We start from the raw sequence: 23,579 nt of genomic DNA on the forward strand, positions 1-23,579 counted from the left end.
ACCATATAACCTACAAAAATATTAATAAATTAAACAATTGTTTAAATATAATTCATTGCTCTTTTCCAAATTTTTCACACTTTTAAAGTTGGAGTTATCACCCCTATTTTGCATGATATTTCTAAAATTTAAGTTCAAAGAAGCAGAGATATTTGGGTCAGAATGACAGCGTTTATTTCTCCTGTTTTACCACAATTTATTCCTTGCAAAAACGCGCTATATTTTGTTTAAAAGAAAGCTCTTTTTACTCCCAAAAGTAAAACTTAATCTAAACTTTACCATGAAAGCTTAAAAACATCTGCCTATGCAAAACGATCCTCTATTTTGACAAAAACATATATTCTGAAACTCATGTATTTTCCTCAAAAATCTATTTTATCAAAAAATAATCTATCTCTGAAAAGAGGTAAAGCCAGCCAATTTTAATAAAAATCATATTATAAAATTTACTTTTAAATTCAAGTTTTGTAAAATAAAATACTGAGATTCAAATAAAATCTATCAACACCTGTTTATATCTCACTAATAAAGGAGATTTTTTTTTGTATATTTAAAACATCTGTGTATTTTAGATAAAAATATTAACATGATTTTTGACAAACTAATTAACCACTTAAAACTCGATAAACAGGAATTCATTTTCCAGTTCAACTCACATCCCAATTACCCATCTGCACTTGCCTTTAGTGATACACTCAACTTTATGGGGGTAAAAAATGATGCTTATGAACTTGACAAAGAGTATTGGGATGAGCTTCCGGAAGAATTTATTGCAATTGTTGAAAACTCATTCTCTTTGGTAAAAAAATCAGGAAGTAACTATTCAGTATATTCAGAAAAGGCAAAAACTTTGGGTAAAGAAGAACTTTATACCAAATCAACAGACTTTGTTCTTTTGTTTGAAAAAACGGAGAATGCAGAAAGCAAAACAACTTTCAATTTCAAACCTGTCCTTTATTTGATTTTTGCCGCTATTTTGGCCTATTCTTTTATAAGCCAGACGATCTATGAGGCACTATTCAATCTTCTTTCGTTAGCCGGCGTATATATTTCACTGGAAATTTTCAATCAGAAATTCGGAAATACCTCTACTGTAATTGGAAGTATATGTGGTGGCGGAGGTGCTGCTGCCAGCCAAACAGCCAATTCATGTGATAAAATTATAAAACAGGATAAAACAAGTATTTTAGGGTTAAAGTTTTCAGACTTTTCTCTGATTTATTTTGCCGGTCTTGCTGTATTGGGTCTGTTTTTACCCGCAACCGCTTATATTGTAAAAGGATTTACTTTTGTCTCTGTACTTGCCATAGGATATTCTTTATACATCCAGGCATTTGTAGAAAAAACATTTTGTAGAGTTTGTCTCTTGATCATTTCAATCCTTGTGGGACAATTGGTCATCAGCAGTTTATTGTTCGAGAACCTCTCTTTCAGTATTGGAACCCTTTTATTGACGGTCATTCTATGGGCGCTTGTATTCTCTTCTATTATTTACTTTAATACTCTACTTGAGCAAAAAGAAACGCTTCAGAAATCGAATGCTAAAAACCTTAGATTTAAAAGAAATTATGAGCTTTTCAAAAATCAAATGGAGCAGAACCAAAAAATAGAATTCCAGGATACTGAAACTTTCGCCGTTGGGAAAAAAGATGCTAAACTTCGTATCTCTATCGTTTCAAATCCATATTGTGGTTTTTGTAAAGATGCTCATAAGCTCGCAGAAGGTCTTTTGGAGAAATACCCGGATAACATCTCTTTACAGATGAGATTCAACTACAGCCCGGAAAGAGCTCAAGAAAAATACACTGGGCTTATTTCAGATTTAACATATATCTATCATAATAAACCTGAAAAAGAGTTTTTACATGCTGTAGAAGAATGGTTTGAAACGAAGGATGAAAGCAAAATCAATGCTCTTTCCGGAGGAAATGTAACATCGGAAAACCTGAACCCACTGGTAGAGATGTCTAAGGAAAACAGTAACGCTGGATTAAGCTTTACTCCTATCTTTATCATCAACGGATACCAGTTCCCGGACAAGTATGATCGTGAAGACATTTTGTTCTTTATTGATGAATTAATTGAAGATGATGAGATTTAGTAAATAAATCTTATGCATTCAAAAATTTCACTATCTTAGGAAAAACAAAATAACCATCTGAAAAGGTGCAAAAGAGTAGAAAAGCGGTGATAAATGGACCTATTTCCGGTTCACCATTTCATTGAATTATAATTGAATTAAAGTAAAAATGTCGTCATGTATTGACGGCATTTTATAATGAGTATTAGTTTTGAAAAAAAAATTTCCTTTTTATAAGCAGCCAGATACCAAAGACTGCGGTCCTACCTGTCTCAGGATCGTAAGTAAACATTATGGTAAAAGTATATCCCTGCAGCAGATTCGTAATCTCTCCGAAACCACGCGTGAAGGAAGCAGCCTTCTTGGGCTGAGTGATGCAGCAGAAAATCTGGGATTCCGATCAATGGGAGTCCAAATTGACTTCAACACCCTCACAGAAGAGGTTCCATTCCCTTGTATTGCACACTGGAATAAAAATCACTTTGTTGTTGTTTATAAAATTGATAAAAACAACAAGGTCTATATTTCAGACCCCAGTTACGGGCTGATCACCTATACGCGGGAAGAGTTTATCAAATCCTGGATCGGAGAAAATGCAAATGAGAAAACAGAAGAAGGAATTATCCTTATTCTTGAAACAACTCCTGCCTTCTTCCAAACTGAATTTGATGCGGAAGAGAGCAAAGCCAGCTTTACTTTCCTTTCCAAATACCTTCTCAAGTATAAAACACTAGTTATTCAGCTTGCTGTAGGACTTTTGGGAGGAAGTTTACTATCCCTGATATTCCCGTTTCTTACCCAAAGTATTGTAGACGTCGGGATCCAGAATCAGGATATCAACTTTATCTATGTGGTTTTACTTGCACAGATCATGTTGTTCCTGGGAAGAATGGGTATTGAAACCATTCGAAGCTGGATTCTTCTTCACCTTTCGGCAAGAATTAATATTTCGATCATTTCCGATTTCTTTATCAAATTGATGAAGCTTCCAATAAGCTTCTTTGATACGAGAATGACGGGAGATATCATGCAGAGAATAAATGACCACCATAGAATTGAGCAGCTTCTTACAAGCTCATCTTTAAATACATTATTTTCATTGGTGAATCTTATCATTTTCAGTATTGTACTTCTGTTTTATGATTATAGATTGTTCATTGTTTATCTTGTAGGAGCAATATTATATATCGGCTGGATCAGCTTCTTTTTGAAGAAAAGAAAAGAGCTTGACTACAAAAGATTCTCTCAGGTATCTCAGGAACAGAGTAAGGTAATCGAGCTTATCAACGGGATGCAGGAAATCAAAATGCATAATGCTGAAAAGCAGAAACGATGGGACTGGGAATTTCTTCAGGTAAAATTGTTCAAAATCCGAATAAAATCGCTTTCACTAGAGCAATGGCAATCTGTAGGAGGAAATTTCATCAACCAGATGAAAGATATCCTAGTGAGTTTCCTTTCAGCAAAACTGGTTTTAAGTGGAAATCTTACCTTAGGGATGATGCTTTCTGTACAATATATCATTGGACAGCTAAACAGCCCTCTTCTGCAGCTTATCGACTTTATCAAACAGACACAGGATGCTAAGATTTCCCTTGAAAGATTGGGCGAAATTCATGACAAAGATGATGAAGAAGATAAGAATGAACAATACGTCACAGATTTCCCAAAAAAAGACATAGAGATCAAAGATATGTCATTCAGATATATTGGTTCTGATGTTCCCGTTTTTGAAAACTTAAACCTTACCATACCTTATCAGCAGACTACAGCCATTGTAGGAGCCAGTGGAAGTGGAAAAACAACTCTGCTGAAACTCTTGATGAAGTTCTATGATCCGGACAAAGGGGAGATCAAAATTGGAAGCACCAATATGAAAAATATTTCTCCAAGAAACTGGAGAGATCATTGTGGAGTGGTAATGCAGGAAGGATATGTATTCAATGACACTATTGCCAATAATATCGCGGTAGGTGAAGATCATATTGATAAACAAAAACTAAGACGTGCCGTAGAAATTGCTAACATCAAAGAATTTATAGAAAGTCTTCCACTAAGCTATAATACAAAGATTGGAAATGAAGGTGTAGGAGTCAGCGGTGGCCAAAAACAAAGGCTGTTTATTGCAAGAGCAGTATACAAATCACCTGAATACATTTTGTTTGATGAAGCAACCTCTGCACTGGATGCCAATAATGAGAAAGTGATCATGGAAAATCTTGAGCAGTTCTTCAAAGGAAAAACTGCTGTAGTTATTGCCCACAGGCTTTCCACAGTAAGACATGCTGATAAAATCATTGTGCTGGATCAAGGAAAAGTAGTAGAAGAAGGAAGCCATGCTGATTTGGTAGATTTAAGGGGAGAATATTACAGACTTGTAAGAAACCAACTTGAATTAGGAAGTTAGCCAACATACAGCGGAATCCGAAAAGCTTGTAGAGTAGGAAAATAAAACTATAATTAATCATGAAAAACCTCAAAAAACTTTCGAGAAAAGATCTGGCATTTGTCAGCGGAGGTGTGGTTATTCCGGACAACAACTGCTGTGGTTCTTGGTGTCTTGGCAGCTGGATGCCATGCCATCTCCACCATATTGCATGTCCACCGGATGCAGATACTTCACCACCATCGTGGTATGACGGGAATTGCCCATTTGGTTAAATTATATTCCCCTTGAAATATTGGGGAAATTTTATCTTAGAAAAATGAAAGAAGACGTTTTAGACAATATTGAACTCCGCTCAGAAAGCGTACAGGATATTCTTACCCAGCCACCTCATTGGATGATCCGCTGGGGGAATACCGTTATATTTATTATCCTCCTGCTCATTCTCTTTATGAGTTACATTATAAAATATCCGGAGTTTGTACCAGCTCCCATTATTGTAACTTCTCAGAATCCTCCAGAGAAAATAGAAGCCAGAACAAGTTCAAAAATTGAAAAAATATTTATAAAAGATCATCAGGAAGTCAAAAAAAATGATGTACTGATGGTCATGCAGTCTGCAGCCAACTATAAAGATATTTTAGAGTTGAAAAAACTGGTAGACTCTATTACTCCTGACAAATTGTACGCCTTCCCTATTGCCCAGACATCAAGTTTTAAATTAGGCGAATTACAGGGTGAATATAACAGTTTTGCCAAGGCATTTCAGGATGAGGCTCTATTTACAAGACTGCAACCTTATGCTCCGGAAAATCTGGCAGCCAATCAGAGTATTTCTGAGTACAGGATAAGAATAGCTACCTTAAAACAACAGAAGAATCTTGAATCTATAAAATATGATCTGACGAGGAAAAACTTCAACAGATCTCAGGAACTTTTTAATCAAGGTGTTATTTCAGCGATGGAACTTGAGAATGAAAAGATCAAATTTCTTCAGGCTCAGCAAAACCTTGAAAATCTTAAAATTTCCATATCACAAATGGATGAAGGTATTTCCAACCTTAATAAAACCAAAAGTGGAACTGCCATTAACACAGAAAAGGATAAAATTACCTACTCTTCACAAACTTTACAGCTCCTTGAACAGCTGAGAAAGTCTCTAAAGCAATGGGAACTGAATTACCTTGTCATCTCATCTACTGATGGTGTTGCCAGTTTTCAACAGTTTTTTGGCGAGAATCAGTTCGTAAAGTCAGGGGAACCCATTCTTTCTATTCTTCCTAAAAACAAAGAGCAGTTAGTAGGCAGAATGTCCGTTCCAACAGTCAATTCAGGAAAAATAATTCCGGGTGAAAAAGTACTGATTAAGCTCGACAATTACCGATTCCAGGAATACGGGATTATCGAAGGAAAAGTGCAGAACATCTCTCTTATACCCGATGAAAAAGGAAATTATTATGTAGATGTGATTTTACCAAAAGGATTAAAAACAAGCTACAACAAAACCCTTACATTCGATAAAGAACTAAGAGGAAGTGCAGAGATTGTAACACAAGATCTGCGACTGATTGAAAGATTCTTCTATCAGATCAGAAAGCTACTTGGATACCAGGTCTGATAAAGAAGCTGTACAAAAAATAAAAAGCCGTTTTGCAGATTGTAAAACGGCTTTTTTTATGATGTTTTAAGAAGTATTCTCCCAAGACTTTTTTTAGGGAGAAAACCATCCATTACATACATCCGTTTTACAGATCAATTACGCGCTTTATCCGACCAAACAAGAGATGTGATCAAAATAAAATAGTTCTTTCAAAAAAAGCCTATGAGAAAGCAAATAAAAGAAACATATTAATTTTCCTTTATTATAAAACAATAAGCATTATGGTAAAAAGAGGTATCGACTTGAAATCCCTCAATTTTCTCTTGGAAAGTCAGAATCTATAAAAAAAGGAAATATTTTGGAAAAATTAGATGATCATGTTTTAGACTATTCTAAAAATAAAAACCGCAATCATTAATCAATGATTGCGGTTTATTGTAGCGAAGACGGGAATTGAACCCGTGACCTCAGGGTTATGAATCCTGCGCTCTAACCAACTGAGCTACCTCGCCTTTTTGGTGGTGCAAATATAGAAAATATTTCTTTACCTCCAAAATTATTTTAGCTTAAAATATTCCAAAACATCCCCAACATGATCTGGTTTACTGATTATCTTATTGTTAGCATCTAAAATAAAATACGTCGGAGTTGCATGAATATTGTACAAGTCGGTGTAACTACTGTTCCAGCCTCTCAATTCTGAATCATTCACCCAAGGAAAAGCAGCAATTTTTTTAGAATAAGAGTTTTTGTCAACATCCAGCGACAGCCCAATAACCTGAATATTTTTTGATTTCAGATCATTGTATTTTTCCAGAAGTTTCGGAAGCTCGCTTTCACAGTGTGAACATGTAGATGACCAGAAAACAACCACCTTTTTATCAGCCTTTATATCGTATAATGACTTTGCAGTGGTATTAACAGGTGACTGGAATTTATAATTAGGAAAAGCAGCCCCCATTTCAATGTTCGCATTCGATTTCAATGTAGAAGCAAGCCTGTCAGTAATTGTGCATTTAAGGTTCTTAGCAAGCGAAAGATATTTACTCTTATATTCATCCATCTCATAAACATCAAAGATGTCGATCAGTTCTGATAATACAGTCTGCCCTCTTGGAGTTTCCACTTTCAAACGATCTAATAGTTTATCAACAGAAGCTGTAACATTAGCATTACCACCTGAATTCAGATAGTTAACTAATACAGGTCTCAATAATGATGAGCTCTCAAGCATATCCCCTGATTTATCCAAAAAGTTGATTATTTCTTCCTGATCTACTTTTTTGGTTGTATCCGTTGAATTGGATAAGAACTTACTATAATTCGTATTATAATAGGTAATAAACGGATGCTGTGCTGCATCAATAGAACTAGAATTACCCGAAAGTCTGTCAATTTCAGTTTTCAAGGCTTTTCCGAAGTCTGTGTTATCTTTATAATATTCTTTGATCTGAGATAAAGCGGGCAGGATAAGCTCTTTCTTTTGTGATCCCTCCTGCTGTTTACTCATCAGAGCATTAGCTTCGTCCAGATAAGTAACATCTTTAACCTTATTATTCTGGATATCCAGTTTAAAGTTGACATTTTTATTTTCAGAAATAAAGCTTACTGTATTATTAGAAACCGGGAAATAGACTTTCATCATTCCCATATAGTTGCTTGGATATTTAAAGGTCCATGTATTATTCTTACTTTGTTCTTTAGTAACAATAATATCTTTCGAACCGTTTAATGTATATAGAATAGCATCCTGATCTTTAAAATCTGCCGGAGTCTGAATTGTAACCGTAAATTGAGCCTGTAGAGCAAATGCGGCCAAAACAGCAGATAGTGTATAAATCTTTTTCATAGAGTAAAAATAAAAAAACTCTCTGACTAATCAGAGAGTTTAATATTATTTTAATAAAATTTTATGCTTTTACGCTTTTATACTTTTTTGTAAAGTAAACAACAAATCCAATTGCTACAACACCAAGTACATATACATACATATCAATGGGTGAAGCAAGTGATCCGGTACCATTTCCTCCGTTTCCTCCTCCGCTTGGTGGTGGTGGAGCTGCATTTGCTAAAGATATAACAAATAGAAAAAAGGCCAATACTAGTTTATTAATAGTCTTCATGTGGTTTATTTTAAGATTTTAGTGTTAACAGTTTCTCCCTTATCTGAAACGATTTTTACAACATATGAATTTTTAACTGAGCCATCAAGCTCGATTACAAAATCTCTGGATGTTTCAACCGCTTTTTTAGAGATTACCAGTTTACCGCTCATATCATAAACTTGAATATCTGCTTTTTTCCATTTTGGATCAAATCTTACAATGTAATTTGTAATAGATGGATCATACACTACAAGTGTTCTTGAAGCATTAGCTTTATTATTATCTACTCCTAAAGTAATATTACTTGGTTCTCCATAGTACAAATTAGCTTCCTCATTTGTTACCGCTACAACATCTCCTTGTTTAGCTTCTATTAAACTGCCATTTTCTGCTTTATAATAGAAACCAATTCCTGAAGATAACTGGTGTGTACCAGCTGGAATTAACTCAGTATTTTCTCTGATCTCGAATTTATAAGACTTCACCTGGTCGTAATAGCTCATTAACTTAACATTCTTACCCTTGAAGTTATTCTCATTAGCTTCGTTAATATATAACCAATAGTTTTGATTATTAGTATCATACCCGCCATTCAATGCTTCTTCATAAGTACCGATAAGATTTTTACCCGCTGAAGCCTGCACCGAAGTTGCAGCAGAAATCTGGTGTCCTGTTGTTAATCCTGGAGAAACAACATAGTATGTTCTGGAAAGTTCTTTTCCATTAGCATCTAGTCCAATTACCCCAAGCTGTTTTATAGTATTCCTTTCAGATTTACCATTAGCCGTTCTAGCAGCATTCACATTATAATCAGTACCTGATGTTCTTGCTGTTGACTTAAATCTTCTTAGTGTATTAAAATTTAAAGTTTGAAGTGAATTATCTCTTAACTTTATTTTAAACGACTGCATAGGTTTGATAACCATTTTATCTAAGTTCACATCTCCAACTGCCGGAGCAACTCCATCCCCTGTAGGGACGTAAGTAACTACCTGAGCTCCTGTAGCATAAGTAGACCCATTTGGTAGAGTAACCACTGTACCCGGGTTATATTCAATACCCCAGATATTCTTCACAGCATTTCCATCAGTTGTTGTACCACCTTCAGTATATCCAATATTAGCTAAATCTATATTGGTAAGGAAAGGGTTTCCGAATTGATACCAGTTTTGACCAAATGTTCCAGACCATGGGGTTAGAGTAAACTCAAAACTGTCATCAAGATAAGTATTGTACTTCTCGTTGTACTGGTTTACAGCATTACCGTTGGTTCCAAACACTACATTAGAGGCACCTAAATTAGATTTCCCTCCATTCTGCAATGTTACAGCACCAGCATATGGTGCATATGGCTTACCATTGATATTGAATACAGTCGCTGCACCTGCAGGAGTACTTGGATTCCAGTCATTATTTTTAACCTTAAGCATATAATAACCTGAAGCATCCCAAGTAGTTGAGGTAGGAGCTAGATTCAAAGTGGTAATAGAAACAGCATTAGCATTATCCCATTTAAGAATTGGATTATCATACCTTCCAGTATTGAAAACCTTCCCGACTTCAGTAGATAATGAACTGTAAGCTTTACCAGAGAAAGGCAAAGCAACCTGCTGGAAATAATTACCGCTACCGTTACTTGTAGTTCTGTATTCTTTGGTGACAACACCTGAAATGTTGGATTGGGATAATCCATCGATGTACAACTGACCATACGTGGAACTAGCAAAAGTAGCAGGGGTATTAAGTCTTAAAATAATATTTCCACCATCGGTTTTATCTGCACCGAGAGCATCAATTGTCTTAAAACTATCTGTACCAGATCCCACGACCATGATATTTCCATGTACATCCAAAATACCATTGGCTTTTGTTTGTACACCTCCACCGCTATAAACTAGGGTGCCTTCGCTCACATACATATTAGCATTAGTGTCAACATGACATAGTATCTGCGCCTGAACAGAATAACTAATTGCTAAAAGACCTATAGCAAATAAACTTTTTCTCATTGTATAAATTATTTGTGTGTTAATACAATCTTCACCCGCAAAGGTATTATTTTTTTTTCTAAAAAAAAAAAAAATTATCTATTAATCAAAACATTATCCTCTGTAAGGACAATATCTTTCTCCTCTCCGATTGAAAACATGTAGTCTTCTAAAACTTTTTCAGTAGTACCTCTAAGTCCTCGGGCACCTAATCCTTTTTCAAGGGTTTCTTCAACAATTTTTTCAATTGCTCCATCCGTAATTGCCAAATTCGTGCCATCCATTTTGAAGAGTTCTACAAATTGGTTCACGATTGAGTTTTTAGGTTCCTTCATGATTCTTACCAGCGTCTCTTTTGTGAGTTTATCGAGGTAAGTGATGATTGGAAACCTTCCTAAAAGTTCCGGAATTAATCCGAAAGTACGAAGATCAATTGCATTAATATTTGTTAATACATATTCGTCTTCATCTGTTTTATTAATTTTTTCAGAGCTGAATCCGATTGCCTGCTTGTTCATTCTTCTTTCGATAATCTCTTTGATTCCGTCAAAAGCTCCTCCGGCAATAAATAATATGTTCTGAGTATTCACCTGAATATATTTTTGATCCGGGTGTTTTCTTCCTCCCTGTGGTGGAACATTCACAATACTTCCTTCCAACAGTTTCAATAATCCCTGTTGTACTCCTTCTCCGGAAACGTCTCTTGTAATACTTGGATTGTCAGATTTTCTTGCAATCTTATCAATCTCATCGATGAAAACAATTCCTTTTTCAGCTTTTTCCACATCGTAATCTGCGACCATCAGAAGTCTGGACAGGATACTTTCAACATCCTCTCCTACATATCCGGCTTCTGTTAAGATAGTAGCATCTACGATACAAAAAGGAACATTAAGTTCTCTCGCGATTGTTTTTGCAAGAAGGGTTTTACCTGTCCCGGTCTCCCCTATCATGATAATGTTTGACTTTTCAAGCTCCACCTCTCTGTTTTCGTCCTGAGCGTGAAGTAGTCTCTTGTAGTGATTATATACAGCAATTGAAAGCTGTTTTTTCGCCTGATCCTGGCCAATCACATATTGATCAAGAAATACCTTGATCTCCTTAGGTTTTTTAAGTTCATCCATGTTGTCTGCAGGTGAATGTTCTGTTTTGGATGCACCGTCTTTTACAATAGCATGTGCCTGCTCTATACAATTTTCACAAATAAAACCATTCTGGCCAGAAATCAGCATCTGCACTTCATTTCTTTTTCTGCCACAGAAAGAACATTGGTTTGAGTTCATATGATATAATATATATGTATATGTTATTAAAGAAAATCGTAAAAAATTACTTTTTTACGATTTTCTGTTTTTTAAGAATTAATAATTGAGTTTTGAATCTCTGTATATTCTTCGTTCGTTAATTTTAATCTTTCATTTCTAAAATTCATTTCTTCCACCTTGTTTAAAGGGATGAGATGGATGTGCGCATGAGGGACTTCAAGCCCTACAACCGCTACTCCCACTCTTACACATGGAATTGCAGTTTTGATCTTCTTGGCTACCTCTTGGGCAAATCCCCAAAGGTTTTTGTATTCTTCACTTTCAAGATCAAAAATCAAATCCACTTCTTTTTTCGGAACTACTAAAGTATGTCCCTTCACCAAAGGCATTGCGTCTAAAAATGCAATAAAATTTTCATCTTCTGCAATTGTATAGGAGGGAATTTCGCCATTGATGATTTTTGTGAATATAGTGCTCATTTTATATAGAAGTTGGATATCAGAAGTTAGAAATAGAATAGGGTATCAGACTATAAAGAAATGTCTAATACTTCAAAAGATAGTTTGTTTCCGTTGGGTAAAGTAATTTCAGCCGTTTCGCCAATCACTTTTCCTAACAGACCTTTTGCGATAGGAGTGTTTACAGAAATTCTTCCTGTCTTCAGGTCGCTTTCGTTATCCGGTACCAATTTAAATACCTGTTCTTGCTGAGTAGCATTATTTTTAAGTTTCACTGTTGTTAAGATTGAAACTTTTGAAGTATCTAATTGGCTTTCGTCTATAATTTTAGAAGTAGAGACAACGTCTTTCAGCTTAGAAATTCTCATTTCAAGCATACCCTGAGCCTCTTTAGCAGCGTCGTATTCTGCATTTTCTGACAAATCTCCTTTGTCTCTGGCTTCTGCGATCTGCTGAGTAATTTTTGGTCTTTCCACAGTTTCCAACTGTTCAAGCTCAGCTTTCATTTTCTCTAGGCCCTCCTTAGTTACATAGCTTGCCATAATTTTCAAAATTTAGTTTTAGTATAAAAAAATAATCCGACATTTGCCGGACAATGTTTTCGTGTTGTAATCGTTTAACTTTTACAAATATATAAAAATTTAAATTGAAATGAAAAAAACTTTCTCAATCTTATCTATTTTCAGTTTATTGATTTTCAGTAATTTAACTATAAATTCTTGTGGGAGCAGAGAAGATACAGTGAGCTGCTTTCCCAATACTCCGATCAATGTATCGCTTAATTTAAACCTGCCTGCCTACTATGCTTTGAACAACATCAACGGTTGGATTTACGTGAATGAGCAACAGGCCGGGACAAGAGGGCTAATCATTGTTCGAACAGCAAACGGATTTAAAGTATATGACAGGAATGCTCCTCATATATGCCCTGATAACAATACAACTCTTGAGGTAAAAGATAATATTGCCATTATATGCCCTCAGGATAACACAAGATGGATATTAAGTACAGGACAGCCAGAGTCGGGTGCTAAAACATCTCTTCCGCCTAAGACCTATCCTTACAGTTATGATGCGCCAAGCAAAACGTTGAATGTTTACTATTAGAATATAAAATGAAGATCGTTATACAAAGAGTCTCTGAAGCGAGTGTAAAAGTAGAAGGAAAAATAGTGGGTGAAGTCGGAAAGGGACTCATGCTGCTGGTAGGTGTAGATGAAAATGATGAAAAAACAGATGCAGATTGGCTTGTACAGAAGGTTTTAAATCTAAGAATCTTTGGAGATGAAGAGGGAAAACTGAATCTTTCTGTGAAGGATATTTCAGGAGAAATCCTTTGCATCAGTCAGTTTACATTAATTGCAGATTATAAAAAAGGCAACCGTCCTTCTTTCATAAAGGCCGCAAAACCTGATAAAGCTGTACCTCTTTTTGATTATTTTAAAGAAGAAATAGCTAAGTCAGGATTAAAGACAGAAAGTGGAATTTTCGGAGCCGATATGAAAGTATCCCTGGTCAATGACGGACCTGTCACAATTGTAATGGATTCTATTACCAAAAACTAATTCAGAGAAATGAAGAACAAAAATATAGTCATTGCTTATCTGGCGGTGACTTTAATTTTTCTGTTGGGGATCGTATTAAGTCTGAACCATTACAGTTTTGCCGGATATTATATTGATAAAATAATTAGCTGGATTTGGCTGGCAATGACCATTTTTATCATCATTTGGTTTTGGAAGAAAAAAATAATCAAAGTATACTTTGGTCTTTTGATATCGGGAATTATTCTGAGCATTCTACCGATGATGATTCCTTTTTTTGGTATGCTTCTTTATTTCTCTACCATTGGGTGTGAACAGCGAGTTCAGCTGGATGATACTTACAGAATAGAAAGAGGCCGGCCGGGAGCAATGTCTAGACCGCTCATTACGATTTACAAAAAAGAAGGAATCTTCGAAAAACAAATCTCAAGAACTCCCTATTCAGACGTTATAGAGAAGGTAGTACAATCTTCCCCTGAAACTTATTTAGATGAAAAAGGGCAGTCAATTCAGGAAGCGAAACTCATCAATGTCAATCAGGACAGCATTGGTATTGAATACCGGATTATGAATAAAAAGAAAGTGATTTACCACAAAAATACATTAAACTGGTTTGACGATATATAAAGAGTAAACCTGTACCCCTCAACAATACCATTCAGCGATTCTGGGTGGTATTTTTTATGATAAACAGATGGAAATTTAAGATTAAAATACTATTAATATCATTCTTTCAAAGCCTCATCGGTTTTAAAAATCGGTAAGGTTTATGATCAAAAAACGATAAAATGCCCTACCCATAAGGCAAAGAAAAAAAATTCAATAATAAACTCACAAAAATGTGATTTGTTTTCATTTTATTATTATTTTTGATGTAAATCAGTTTTGATTTACAACCATTTAACAAAATAGTATGAAAACAAAAATCAACCTTCTCGCATTATTTGCGTTCTGCTCTTCTATGTCATTTGGCCAGGACAGCCAAGCCAAAATGGCTAATGATCAAAATTCAGTGATCTATGTATGCTTTTCAAAAGGCATTAATTCAGAAAAAACAGCTTTCAGCAGAAATGCTGATCTGGAGAGATTTTCAAGAGAAAATCATATTTCGTTTAAGTATGATCTGGATTTCACAGACCATAAACTTGATGAAATGGCCAGAAGCAGCAAAGCCATCGGTAACTCCGCAGAATCTGTGGAAAAACTGAAAAGAATTTACAAAGCAGATCTACCGATTCAAAACCAGGAAGCAGCACAGAAAATCATTCAGACTCTGGAAAGATTTCCGGAGATAGAATATGTATCTGTGATGAGCGCTACCCCAATAGAACCTCCTTTGGTAAATGCTTTTGTAGCAACTCCAGATCTTGAAAGCCTGCAGACTTACCTGAATGACAATCCGGGAATCAATGCAAAATATGCATGGTCAAGAGGAATCACCGGACAGAATATTCGTGTACGTGATGTAGAATATGGTTTTTACAAAACTCATGAAATGCTGACTAACCAAAATTCTATACAACTTGAACCGGGATATTCACCGAATGCCGGGTTAGCTAATAATAATTATCGTGACCATGGGACTGCTGTGGTAAGTATTTTAGGCTCTATAAAAGATAATATCGGACTTACAGGAGCGGCTTACAATACTTCTGAAATAAAGGGATACATGGAATGGACCACGGTGGGATACAACAGGGCTTCTGCAGTGAGCAGATCTATAAACGCTTCCCAGGCCGGCGATATTATTTTATATGAAATGCAGACGGGTGGAAAAGACGGACAGTATTGTCCTGCAGAATATGATAAAGTAATCTGGGATCTTACAAAAGCGGCTACTGATTCGGGAATTATTATCATTGCTGCTGCGGGTAATGGAAATCAGAATCTGGATGATCCGTTTTATGCGACATATAATGCAAGAGGAAATAGTGGTGCTATCATTGTAGGAGCTGGATCTCCCAATACAACCCATTCAAAATTAAGTTTCAGTACTTTTGGAAACAGAGTGGATGTTCAGGGTTGGGGAAGCAGTGTTATGGCAGCGGGTTATGGATCTTATGCGAAATATGATAATGACAACAACAGAACTTATAATTATTTCAGTGGTACAAGTTCTGCGACACCGGTAGTCTCTTCTGCAGCTATTTTGATCCAATCTTTCTATCGCCAAACGACAGGTCAATATTTGACTCCAACAGCGATGAAGAACCTTTTAATTTCTACAGGGATTCCTCAGGGAGGAACTGTGACTGGTCAGAAGATCGGACCTCTTCCTAATGTGAAGAATGCCATTGTTCAACTGGAGAGTAAATTTGTAACACCTATTAAAACTTTGGCTGCTTTAGAGGTTAAAATTTATCCTAATCCATCAAGCAATTCTATTGCTATTCACAATGCAGAAAACAAAAAAATGGATTTTGAAATCATCAACCTTCAGGGGCGTACCGTGATCAAAAATTCTGTTTTATCTGATGAAAAGATCGATATTTCACAGTTGTCAACCGGACAGTACATTATTAATATCAACGAGGGGCAAAGAAGAGTTGTTGAGAAGTTCACAAAACTATAATAGACAAACTTTATATACATTTTACTTCACATCAAACCGCCTTTCAGAATTCTGAAAGGCGGTTTTTTTGTAAATATTTATTCGGTTTTATTTCGCAGGAACACTGCTGAAATTAAGGGCTACCTTAATATTCATATCTGAAGAGGTTTGATTCTTCAGCTCGTAAACCGTTCTTACGGTTAATCCTGAACTTTTCACAATTTCATCCAGGAATCCTGTATCATTCAGATCCAGATTTAAGCTGGAAGAATTAGCAGATATATTGGCACGTGATGCGATCAATCTTTCTCCCGTTCCGTTGGATGAAACATATATTTTAATGGTTTTGAATGCACTCAGATTTCCTCCTGAGGGAGATGCAACAGAAATTTTGGCATCTGAAATTCTCACATCTTTAATCTTTGCATTATTATTTCCTCCGAACCATGTCTGTACATTAGTAGCAGTTGCAGTGGAAGAAACTTCTTTATCTGCAGGAACGCCTGTAGAAACTAAAACATTCGTTGTGTATGGAAATGTATTCTGAACCAGCGACTGTACGGTTCCGCAACTTACGAGTACGGCTGAGGCAGCTATGGCTGTTAGAACTATATTTTTCATAATATTAAATTTTAAACTTCAGAGTTTAGTTTGCAGAAACTGTACCAAATTGATTTCATCTTATTCTACAGTCACTGTAAAACTTCCCTTGGTATTTCCGGAAGCCATGTTGCTTTTCCCTATAATCAGCCATACCTCTCCTTTTCCGGAAGTGTCATACGTAATTTCTCTTCCGAAAGGACCGTCATAGTCTCCGTTAGGAAGTTTGATCTGATTGAAACGGATATTGAAATCTTTCTCTTTGGTTGAGATTTTTGCTTTAATATTCGGGCGGTCGTAATGGGTCAGTTTTAAAACCAGTTCCTGATCATCTTTTGTAAATTCTTCTCCCAAAGTAAAAGGAAGCTGATTAGCATCGGCAATCCTAATGATCTGGCCTTCTTTTTCATTTCTCATTACGCCTTTGCGCAAAACATCTTTAGTGGCCGGAGCATTGTTAATAATTGAATCTCTTTTTCTCAACGCAGCGGAATCAGCTTTTACCACAGAGTCCGGCATTTCTGTTACGATTGTAGAATCCTTATCCTGAATTGCTGTCACAGCAGGTTCTTTTTTACAAGCGACAATAATCAAAGGGATTAACAATAAGCATTTTTTCATAATATTAATTTTAAGGATGATCAACATTCATTTGTTGAGCTCATTTAAATGCTAAAATTGTTCCAATTCATTTAAGGATTTATTTTCTCCTGCTGTAATTCTCTTCCATTATTTGTTCCCATCCATTTAAAGGTAAAGTACATAAAGTTCAGCATAATTCCCATCAAAAGAGTAACGCCCCATGTTTTGGTGTATTCCAGCGGATAGATAAACCGCACTACAATATCTGAGAAAAGACCAAAAGGATTATTGAGTACATCCCAGCTGTTCCACCTCAGAAATCGTCCCAGATACACCCCAAAGCTGCTCATGAAAAGGAAAAAGACAATCAACCCGTTGATGAAGTTTCTTTTACCATAATAGTATGAAAGCCGTTGCTCAACATCATTAAGACTGATAAAACCACAGATCAGTCCTGTCCATGCATAAGAGAGAATGACAATCAGATCATACCAGATCGGGATCGTATTCCTAGCTTTCAGGTGAAAAAGATCAGTGAGAATATAAGGTGAATTGGGGAAAAACAAAATCCAGACTATAATAATAAAGATCAGTGATATTTTACTTTTGATGTTAAAAGCAAGAATAAAAGAGCTTAACAATAAGGGAATCCACGCCAAGAAAAGATTCCAGTTGAGGAATAAAAATACTTTTGTATCACTAATATAATATCTGAAAGCAGAGAGACTGAAACAGAATATAGTCATCAGTATCAATAACATATTGATTTTAAACCTTGAAGATTCTAGGAATTTTCTCATGGCTGGTTATTTAAGGGTCTGATAATACATGATCTTTGAAAGAAAACTCTTGGAGGTTTCCATTTTCACTTTATTCTGTAAGGACTTTTTAAGCTTATGATCATTTTTTTCATCTGCATATTTCAACAGCGCTTTTTCACTGAAATTGATAGACGTTAAATGATAGTTGACTGCAAAATCTTTTCGCTTTATATTCTGGGAAGTAATAAAACCACCCCAATTGAAGTAACTGCACACTAAAATGGTTCCATAAAGATACCAGACCATCATATTCACCAGGAATATATTTCTTTTTCTCTTTTGAATTTTAATAAAGGTTAAAACCAGTCCTACTATTGATAAAAGCAAAAAGGCAAAAACCCCCAGTCTTTTATAGGTAAATGCGTAATTCACAATATACTCGTAGTTTTTTAGAGCTGCAGATAGTACAAGGATGGCATTGAGGAAAATCCAGATTTTGGCTAATATTTTCAGGAGACCTGCTTTTGGATCAAAATTAAATCCAGATTTAAAGTAAAACATGATCACAAGAATGGCCATTACAATAGACATGATCACAGCATTTACTCTTTCATGCGTTTCTTCTGAAAGCTGAACTGGTGTTTTTACCGCTTCATAAAACTGTTCATAATTGTACGTAATAATGAAGAAGACCAGTAAAATATTCAGCAAGACAAAGGATATTACTCCACTCATTCTTTCGGCATCAAGATCAAGGAAAGAGTAGGTAGATTTAGGAGTTTGAGAATCTTTTTGAAAATCATTGTCCAAAAAATAATTGTTTTTATAGATGAGCTTTTCTACGGCATAGTTCCAATAATTGAAGGCAATAAAAAAACCTAAAACAAAAAGACAGAAGACCTGCCAAAGATTAAGATCCAGCTCATAATCTGTAAAAATGGCTGCAAAATGGTCACTTCCCGCAGAATAGATACCAAAGAAAACCGAAACAAGCACAAGTGGAATGAGAATAAAAGCCACCACCTTCTGCCACAATCCGGGAACATTCTTTTGAGGAATCCATTTATCGAAATTAAAAAAACGACAGAAGGAAGTACAGCAGTTGACAATAAAAACCGGAACAAGAAGAAGAACTTTCATCCTTCTATTTTTTGATTTATACCCCAGCAAAAGGAGCGAACTTACTACCGCCAAAAAGGATGGAAAATCTCCATACCAGGCAAAAGCGATACTGGAGAGAATACTTGTTGCAAAAAGAGCATACAGAGTTCCGGTTTTATTTTTTTTCGGAGTTCTGAACAGGGTTAATACCGCATAGACAATTCCCAGAATTCCAAGGTTCAGCCCTACATCCTGATCGTAAAAGACAATGACAAATAGAATGGCTGTAAGAAATATATAGTGATGTGTTTTCATGATATTTAAAGATTTAAGAATTAAAAAATTGAAAGACTTAAGGTGACAATTATTGAGGTTAGCAAATATTCAAGAATAAAGTGAGGTATGTAAGAGCAATAGGAATGTTGAGTAACAATAGAAGTACAGAATTTCCTGAACTTTTGTTTTCTGAGATATCATTCAGATATTCCATGAGTTCATATAAAGTGATCAACAGGTTAATAACCGCAGCAATAACAACGTAGTAAAACCAGAATATTATAAGAAATCCTGCTCTTGTAATCCAGAACAAAAGCAATAAACATGTTCCCAGCAAAAAGGAGATCATAAATGTTTTCTCTCCTAACGGACTGAATTTTATTTTTCTCATCATATCAAGTTTTAATGAAGAACAACGGTTTCTTTCTGTTGAATGAAATCCATCACATGATCAAAATTCTGCCATAGCAGTTCTTCAAAATTCCAGTGATGGAAGGTTCTCATGTTCTGACCTTTTTTGTAGGCATTGATATAAATTTTCACATATTCCGGAAGAATAATTGTTCCTAATACGATTGCCGCCAGAAGGTGTGCATTGAGCTTACCGTTTCCGAGAAGCAAATACTGCATGGCAATTTCATCTTCGAAGTTGGTTCCACAGCCGGTGATCAGATGGTGTACGTCATGGTTTTCCATTTTGGGAATCATAGAAAAACCATGTTTCCTATAAAACTCTCCTAGTTTTCTTCCTAGGGAATCTTCCTGAAATTCCAGCAGCTGTTTTTCGTTGAACTGCCATTGTCTTTTTTTCTTTTTAAAGTATTTTCTGTATAATTTCTGAGTTTTATCGTACACAAAAAGTAGAAACTGAACGCGTATTTTTTTCATAATAGTATTGATATATGTACATTAATCGAAAAGACTAAGACCTATAATAGTGTAAGTAAATGCGATGGGAATATTGGCCGTCACAATGAGTATCGCTACCATGCAATCTTTGAATTTTGATGTATTTATCATACCATATATCAAAAATCCCAGGATGCATAATCCGTTGACTGGCACTCCAAAAACAATTAACAGATAGCCTGCCCCGGCAAATCCGTCATTCTTTGTAATAAGTGCTCCTAATAGAAAAAGCGTTCCCACTGAAAAAAATACACCGAATATAGCCTTACCCAGCTTTATTATTTCCGAATCTTTCATAATTATTTAGGGTTAATGAATCATTGAAATGTTTAGCTTCCGGCAAATGGACTTCCGAAAATACCTACCGCCAGTTCCATCCATACCAAGGCAAGAGCTAGCAAAATGAAAATACAGATCAGAACTTTCTGACTTTGTTTTTTGATTTTGTTTCTGACCAGGTTGATCAAAAAAGCTGTTGTAAAGAGTAAAGTTCCTGCTATCAGAAAATCTGAAGCTGACCAGTTTACTTCCTTAGAAAATAAGCTTCCCAATAATGGAATACACAGTAAAACCAATGGAAGAGCATAAATTGCGAGTGTTTTTTGTTTTTGTGTCATCATTTTATTTAAATTTTATTTTATAAAGTACTTTGTGATTCAAAGTAAATTTTCAAAAAAATATAGGACTATCGTCCCAATAATTTTTCAAGGCCATCTAAATGTTCAGTAAATGCCTGTCTTCCACTCTGCGTTACGCGGTAAGAGGTTTTAGGCTTCTTCCCAACAAATTCTTTCTTCACTTCAATATATCCTGCTTTCTCCAATGCATTGCTGTGACTGGCCAGATTTCCATCTGTAATTTCGAGCAGGCTTTTCATTTCTGAAAAATCAACCCAGTCGTTGACCATAAGAACAGACATAATGCCCAGTCTTACACGGCTTTCGAATTCTTTATTGAGCTGATTTATTTTGATCATTTTACTTTATCTTGTTTATTCAGCAATCACTGCTAAAGGCAACATTTATACTTATTCTATCGGTTATACTATCAATGGCAAAACCATATCTAACTTCCACTACTTATACTTTTTATGCATAATCAATCCATATACGATATGCAAAACTCCAAAACCAATTGCCCAGAACAACAATCCCCATCCTAAAAAGAATAAAGAAATAAGTCCTAAAATGATCTCAAGATATCCTAAATATTTTACATCCGTTAATGTATAGCGTTCCGCTGCTACCAGAGCCAGTCCGTAAAAAATCAGAGTAGCCGGAGCAATGAAAACGAAAAGATGATGATAAAGAAGCGCCAGACAAAAGACTCCTCCTGCTATCAATGGTACTGCAAAGGTAATCAAAAGCCGCTTTGTAGTAGCATCCCAGATCTTCAACCCTTTCTTTTTACTCTTATGTGCCGTGAAAATGTAGCCACTAAGAATAGCAACCACTAAAATAACGAGTCCAATCACAACAAGTTCTTTCACCAAGGCAGGCCCAAGAATGTTTCTGTCCCCATCAAAATAACTGATCCCTTCCCTCTGAAAAACAAAATACACATATACAGCTCCAATAATTGCCGTCAGTCCTGCAACAACTCCTGATAAACCGCTTAAGGAAATAAATCTGGAAGACCGTTCCATCATAGAACGGATATGAGATAAGTCTTCGTGATAGTTTTTTGAATCCATAAAAAGAACTTTGAATTACAAAGTTAAAATTTATTTTCAATCCAGCAATTATTTATTTTAAAATTTGAAAATAATTTTTCATTGAAACCTCATCTCTTATTCGCTCATAGAAATAAAAAAAGAGAACCCTGCCAGCAGCCGGGTTCTCTATCATATATTAAAATCTGTACGTGTTATAATGGATTCTGAACAATCAATGGGTTGGCATTGATCTCAGTTCTTGGAATCAGGAATTCCCAGCGTAAATCTGTATTGGCAACGGTCATTACATTATTAGTAACTACAGAAGAATGATTTGCACCAGTTCTATCTAAACCTTGATTAAGTCTTTTCAGATCCAAAAATCTGAAACCTTCACCCCAAAACTCAAGTCTTCTGCTGTTAAGAATTTCTGTGATATATGCCGCTCCTGTTGTGCTAGCTCCCGCATAAGAAGGGTTTCTATTTTTCGCGAACAGATTGAAAACTGTTTTCGAACCCGCTTCATCTCCTGATCTTGCCAAAGCTTCTGCTTCAATAAGATACATTTCTGCAGATCTCATATAAGGAACATCTACTCTACTGTCTCCTTGGCTTGCAGCAAGGAACTTCTGGCTTGTATATGGGAATTTAGAATAGGTTGAAGGCAAAGCAAGAGCTGTGTGCGCTCCCGTTGGATCGAAATTTTTAGTTCTCACATCTGTGGATGGGAATGATAAAAATAATTTACTGTTAATTGCTTTTGGAGCCTGACGAATATTGGTTGAGTTAAAGTTCCTAGACATATAAGCCCCAAAGTTCGAGAATGAATCTCCCTGATCTGCAATAATAGTAGCACCCCACATCCATTCACCTACACCTGCCAAATTATTAAACCCGGCAGTATAAGTTGCATTATCCATAAGAGCAAATCCTACACGGGCTGATTGAGCAGCCGTCACAGCCGCCGCGTAATTCCCTTGTGTCAATGCAATTCTAGCTTTTAATCCTAAAACAACTTTGTCATTAAAATGAGATTTTGTCGCTCTGGTAATTCCTGTAAGCCTGGTTGACGCTTCATCAAGATCTTTTCCGATCTGAGTATACACTTCTTCTACCGTATTTCTTGCCAAAGGAATTTCATTGGCCACCAATCTGATAGGAACACCAAGCTGAGTATTGTTTGTAGCCGGAACATATCGTTTACCATAAATCTGAACCAACATATAATAACAGAAAGCTCTGAATGCATATGCTTCACCAATGGCTGCTTTAATGGTTGTTGCATCAGCTGCCGTAGGTGCAGGAACCGAAGGACCGTTAGCAATAACAAGATTTGCATTTCTGATCAATGCATAATAAAATTGGTAAGGATAAAAATCATTAGAACCACTTTCATTCACCTGATCCTGCCATCTTACTGTTGATACATACCAACCATTTCCTGTGGATGGAAATACAAGATCATCAGCTAAGGCATCCATCATAATCATGATACCTCCCTGACCATTCTGTCCCTGACTATCATTTTGTCTGTAGTACATATCTCTATGCATCCCATTGACAATGGCCATAAGGTTAGAAGCACTTGAGTAAGCAGCTTCTTCGGAAGCTGCGGTAGTAGGATCTGTCTCCAGATAATCACTCTGACATGAAGCCATTCCCGTAAGGACTGAAAGAACAACAGCCCATTTTATATATTGTTTTTTGATATTTTTCATT

The 23,579-nt window shown here is 35.8% G+C and carries 24 protein-coding genes and 1 tRNA gene; 7 read left to right on the top strand and 18 right to left on the bottom strand.

Annotated features, from left to right (window positions below; all coding sequences use genetic code 11):
- Positions 1–586 precede the first annotated feature (586 nt).
- The 3 genes from C1634_RS23680 to C1634_RS23690 all read left to right on the top strand — a co-directional run bounded on the left by C1634_RS23680 (position 587) and on the right by C1634_RS23690 (position 6,084).
- Complete coding sequence (locus C1634_RS23680) at positions 587–2,101, top strand: thioredoxin domain-containing protein (RefSeq protein WP_109739252.1); 1,515 nt, start codon at positions 587–589, stop codon at positions 2,099–2,101.
- A gap of 190 nt (positions 2,102–2,291) precedes the next feature.
- Positions 2,292–4,487 (top strand): peptidase domain-containing ABC transporter, encoded by a 2,196-nt coding sequence (locus C1634_RS23685; RefSeq protein WP_109739253.1) that lies wholly within the window; start codon positions 2,292–2,294, stop codon positions 4,485–4,487.
- A 298-nt stretch (positions 4,488–4,785) separates the two neighbouring features.
- Complete coding sequence (locus C1634_RS23690; RefSeq protein ID WP_103232360.1) at positions 4,786–6,084, top strand: HlyD family secretion protein; 1,299 nt, start codon at positions 4,786–4,788, stop codon at positions 6,082–6,084.
- A gap of 420 nt (positions 6,085–6,504) precedes the next feature.
- On the opposite strand, the gene C1634_RS23695 is transcribed toward C1634_RS23690, so the two are convergent.
- The 7 genes from C1634_RS23695 to greA form a co-directional block, all read right to left on the bottom strand.
- Positions 6,505–6,578, bottom strand: a tRNA-Met gene (locus tag C1634_RS23695).
- 44 nt (positions 6,579–6,622) lie between these two features.
- A complete protein-coding gene (locus C1634_RS23700; RefSeq protein WP_103232361.1) occupies positions 6,623–7,915 on the bottom strand; it encodes a TlpA family protein disulfide reductase in 1,293 nt (430 codons plus the stop codon).
- A gap of 61 nt (positions 7,916–7,976) precedes the next feature.
- Positions 7,977–8,189 carry a signal peptidase gene (locus tag C1634_RS23705; protein WP_103232362.1) on the bottom strand — a complete coding sequence of 71 codons (213 nt, stop codon included), beginning with the start codon at positions 8,187–8,189 and terminating at the stop codon, positions 7,977–7,979.
- A gap of 5 nt (positions 8,190–8,194) precedes the next feature.
- Positions 8,195–10,180, bottom strand: a complete 1,986-nt coding sequence (locus C1634_RS23710; protein WP_103232363.1) for a T9SS type A sorting domain-containing protein — start codon at positions 10,178–10,180, stop codon at positions 8,195–8,197.
- A gap of 74 nt (positions 10,181–10,254) precedes the next feature.
- Entirely contained in the window at positions 10,255–11,442 is a 1,188-nt protein-coding gene (gene clpX, locus C1634_RS23715) for an ATP-dependent Clp protease ATP-binding subunit ClpX (RefSeq protein ID WP_103232364.1), read from the bottom strand.
- Positions 11,443–11,513: 71 nt separating this feature from the next.
- Entirely contained in the window at positions 11,514–11,903 is a 390-nt protein-coding gene (locus C1634_RS23720) for an HIT family protein (protein ID WP_103232365.1), read from the bottom strand.
- Positions 11,904–11,953: 50 nt separating this feature from the next.
- Entirely contained in the window at positions 11,954–12,424 is a 471-nt protein-coding gene (gene greA / locus C1634_RS23725) for a transcription elongation factor GreA (RefSeq protein WP_103232366.1), read from the bottom strand.
- A 109-nt stretch (positions 12,425–12,533) separates the two neighbouring features.
- Between greA and C1634_RS23730 the strand changes: the two genes are divergently transcribed.
- The 4 genes from C1634_RS23730 to C1634_RS23745 all read left to right on the top strand — a co-directional run bounded on the left by C1634_RS23730 (position 12,534) and on the right by C1634_RS23745 (position 15,998).
- Entirely contained in the window at positions 12,534–12,989 is a 456-nt protein-coding gene (locus tag C1634_RS23730; protein WP_103232367.1) for a hypothetical protein, read from the top strand.
- A gap of 8 nt (positions 12,990–12,997) precedes the next feature.
- The gene (gene dtd, locus C1634_RS23735; RefSeq protein ID WP_103232368.1) at positions 12,998–13,447 is read left to right on the top strand and encodes a D-aminoacyl-tRNA deacylase; all 450 of its coding nucleotides are present in this window, start codon (positions 12,998–13,000) and stop codon (positions 13,445–13,447) included.
- 9 nt (positions 13,448–13,456) lie between these two features.
- On the top strand, positions 13,457–14,053 hold the full coding sequence (locus C1634_RS23740) for a zinc metalloprotease (RefSeq protein WP_103232369.1): 597 nt from the start codon (positions 13,457–13,459) through the stop codon (positions 14,051–14,053).
- Positions 14,054–14,339: 286 nt separating this feature from the next.
- Complete coding sequence (locus C1634_RS23745) at positions 14,340–15,998, top strand: S8/S53 family peptidase (RefSeq protein ID WP_109739254.1); 1,659 nt, start codon at positions 14,340–14,342, stop codon at positions 15,996–15,998.
- A gap of 87 nt (positions 15,999–16,085) precedes the next feature.
- Here C1634_RS23745 and C1634_RS23750 read toward each other — a convergent pair whose 3' ends face one another.
- The 11 genes from C1634_RS23750 to C1634_RS23800 form a co-directional block, all read right to left on the bottom strand.
- Complete coding sequence (locus C1634_RS23750) at positions 16,086–16,598, bottom strand: hypothetical protein (RefSeq protein ID WP_103232372.1); 513 nt, start codon at positions 16,596–16,598, stop codon at positions 16,086–16,088.
- Positions 16,599–16,658: 60 nt separating this feature from the next.
- Positions 16,659–17,198 (bottom strand): hypothetical protein, encoded by a 540-nt coding sequence (locus C1634_RS23755; RefSeq protein ID WP_103232381.1) that lies wholly within the window; start codon positions 17,196–17,198, stop codon positions 16,659–16,661.
- Positions 17,199–17,269: 71 nt separating this feature from the next.
- Positions 17,270–17,959, bottom strand: coding sequence for a DUF1361 domain-containing protein (locus C1634_RS23760; RefSeq protein WP_103232373.1), 690 nt, complete (start codon positions 17,957–17,959; stop codon positions 17,270–17,272).
- Between the two features lie 6 nt (positions 17,960–17,965).
- Positions 17,966–19,336 carry a DUF4153 domain-containing protein gene (locus C1634_RS23765; RefSeq protein WP_109739255.1) on the bottom strand — a complete coding sequence of 457 codons (1,371 nt, stop codon included), beginning with the start codon at positions 19,334–19,336 and terminating at the stop codon, positions 17,966–17,968.
- A 58-nt stretch (positions 19,337–19,394) separates the two neighbouring features.
- Positions 19,395–19,688, bottom strand: a complete 294-nt coding sequence (locus C1634_RS23770) for a hypothetical protein (RefSeq protein WP_103232375.1) — start codon at positions 19,686–19,688, stop codon at positions 19,395–19,397.
- An 11-nt stretch (positions 19,689–19,699) separates the two neighbouring features.
- Positions 19,700–20,185 (bottom strand): Coq4 family protein, encoded by a 486-nt coding sequence (locus C1634_RS23775; protein ID WP_103232376.1) that lies wholly within the window; start codon positions 20,183–20,185, stop codon positions 19,700–19,702.
- A gap of 21 nt (positions 20,186–20,206) precedes the next feature.
- The gene (locus tag C1634_RS23780) at positions 20,207–20,503 is read right to left on the bottom strand and encodes a hypothetical protein (protein ID WP_103232377.1); all 297 of its coding nucleotides are present in this window, start codon (positions 20,501–20,503) and stop codon (positions 20,207–20,209) included.
- A 32-nt stretch (positions 20,504–20,535) separates the two neighbouring features.
- Positions 20,536–20,826, bottom strand: coding sequence for a hypothetical protein (locus C1634_RS23785; protein WP_103232378.1), 291 nt, complete (start codon positions 20,824–20,826; stop codon positions 20,536–20,538).
- 65 nt (positions 20,827–20,891) lie between these two features.
- Complete coding sequence (locus C1634_RS23790) at positions 20,892–21,182, bottom strand: winged helix-turn-helix domain-containing protein (RefSeq protein WP_109739256.1); 291 nt, start codon at positions 21,180–21,182, stop codon at positions 20,892–20,894.
- A gap of 99 nt (positions 21,183–21,281) precedes the next feature.
- Positions 21,282–21,899: a hypothetical protein gene (locus C1634_RS23795; RefSeq protein ID WP_103232380.1), complete on the bottom strand. Its 618-nt coding sequence runs from the start codon at positions 21,897–21,899 to the stop codon at positions 21,282–21,284.
- Between the two features lie 173 nt (positions 21,900–22,072).
- A complete protein-coding gene (locus tag C1634_RS23800) occupies positions 22,073–23,578 on the bottom strand; it encodes a RagB/SusD family nutrient uptake outer membrane protein (protein WP_109739257.1) in 1,506 nt (501 codons plus the stop codon).
- Between the last annotated feature and the right edge of the window lies 1 nt (position 23,579).

It is taken from the genome of Chryseobacterium viscerum (assembly GCF_002899945.2).
Classification (GTDB): domain Bacteria; phylum Bacteroidota; class Bacteroidia; order Flavobacteriales; family Weeksellaceae; genus Chryseobacterium; species Chryseobacterium viscerum.

Coding starts and splice junctions, on each gene's coding strand:
- C1634_RS23680 (WP_109739252.1), top strand. CDS start 587: ATGATTTTTGACAAACTAATTAACCACTTAAAACTCGATAAACAGGAA.
- C1634_RS23690 (WP_103232360.1), top strand. CDS start 4,786: ATGAAAGAAGACGTTTTAGACAATATTGAACTCCGCTCAGAAAGCGTA.
- C1634_RS23700 (WP_103232361.1), bottom strand. CDS start 7,915: ATGAAAAAGATTTATACACTATCTGCTGTTTTGGCCGCATTTGCTCTA.
- C1634_RS23705 (WP_103232362.1), bottom strand. CDS start 8,189: ATGAAGACTATTAATAAACTAGTATTGGCCTTTTTTCTATTTGTTATA.
- C1634_RS23710 (WP_103232363.1), bottom strand. CDS start 10,180: ATGAGAAAAAGTTTATTTGCTATAGGTCTTTTAGCAATTAGTTATTCT.
- clpX (WP_103232364.1), bottom strand. CDS start 11,442: ATGAACTCAAACCAATGTTCTTTCTGTGGCAGAAAAAGAAATGAAGTG.
- C1634_RS23720 (WP_103232365.1), bottom strand. CDS start 11,903: ATGAGCACTATATTCACAAAAATCATCAATGGCGAAATTCCCTCCTAT.
- greA (WP_103232366.1), bottom strand. CDS start 12,424: ATGGCAAGCTATGTAACTAAGGAGGGCCTAGAGAAAATGAAAGCTGAG.
- C1634_RS23730 (WP_103232367.1), top strand. CDS start 12,534: ATGAAAAAAACTTTCTCAATCTTATCTATTTTCAGTTTATTGATTTTC.
- dtd (WP_103232368.1), top strand. CDS start 12,998: ATGAAGATCGTTATACAAAGAGTCTCTGAAGCGAGTGTAAAAGTAGAA.
- C1634_RS23740 (WP_103232369.1), top strand. CDS start 13,457: ATGAAGAACAAAAATATAGTCATTGCTTATCTGGCGGTGACTTTAATT.
- C1634_RS23745 (WP_109739254.1), top strand. CDS start 14,340: ATGAAAACAAAAATCAACCTTCTCGCATTATTTGCGTTCTGCTCTTCT.
- C1634_RS23750 (WP_103232372.1), bottom strand. CDS start 16,598: ATGAAAAATATAGTTCTAACAGCCATAGCTGCCTCAGCCGTACTCGTA.
- C1634_RS23755 (WP_103232381.1), bottom strand. CDS start 17,198: ATGAAAAAATGCTTATTGTTAATCCCTTTGATTATTGTCGCTTGTAAA.
- C1634_RS23760 (WP_103232373.1), bottom strand. CDS start 17,959: ATGAGAAAATTCCTAGAATCTTCAAGGTTTAAAATCAATATGTTATTG.
- C1634_RS23765 (WP_109739255.1), bottom strand. CDS start 19,336: ATGAAAACACATCACTATATATTTCTTACAGCCATTCTATTTGTCATT.
- C1634_RS23770 (WP_103232375.1), bottom strand. CDS start 19,688: ATGAGAAAAATAAAATTCAGTCCGTTAGGAGAGAAAACATTTATGATC.
- C1634_RS23775 (WP_103232376.1), bottom strand. CDS start 20,185: ATGAAAAAAATACGCGTTCAGTTTCTACTTTTTGTGTACGATAAAACT.
- C1634_RS23780 (WP_103232377.1), bottom strand. CDS start 20,503: ATGAAAGATTCGGAAATAATAAAGCTGGGTAAGGCTATATTCGGTGTA.
- C1634_RS23785 (WP_103232378.1), bottom strand. CDS start 20,826: ATGATGACACAAAAACAAAAAACACTCGCAATTTATGCTCTTCCATTG.
- C1634_RS23790 (WP_109739256.1), bottom strand. CDS start 21,182: ATGATCAAAATAAATCAGCTCAATAAAGAATTCGAAAGCCGTGTAAGA.
- C1634_RS23795 (WP_103232380.1), bottom strand. CDS start 21,899: ATGGATTCAAAAAACTATCACGAAGACTTATCTCATATCCGTTCTATG.
- C1634_RS23800 (WP_109739257.1), bottom strand. CDS start 23,578: ATGAAAAATATCAAAAAACAATATATAAAATGGGCTGTTGTTCTTTCA.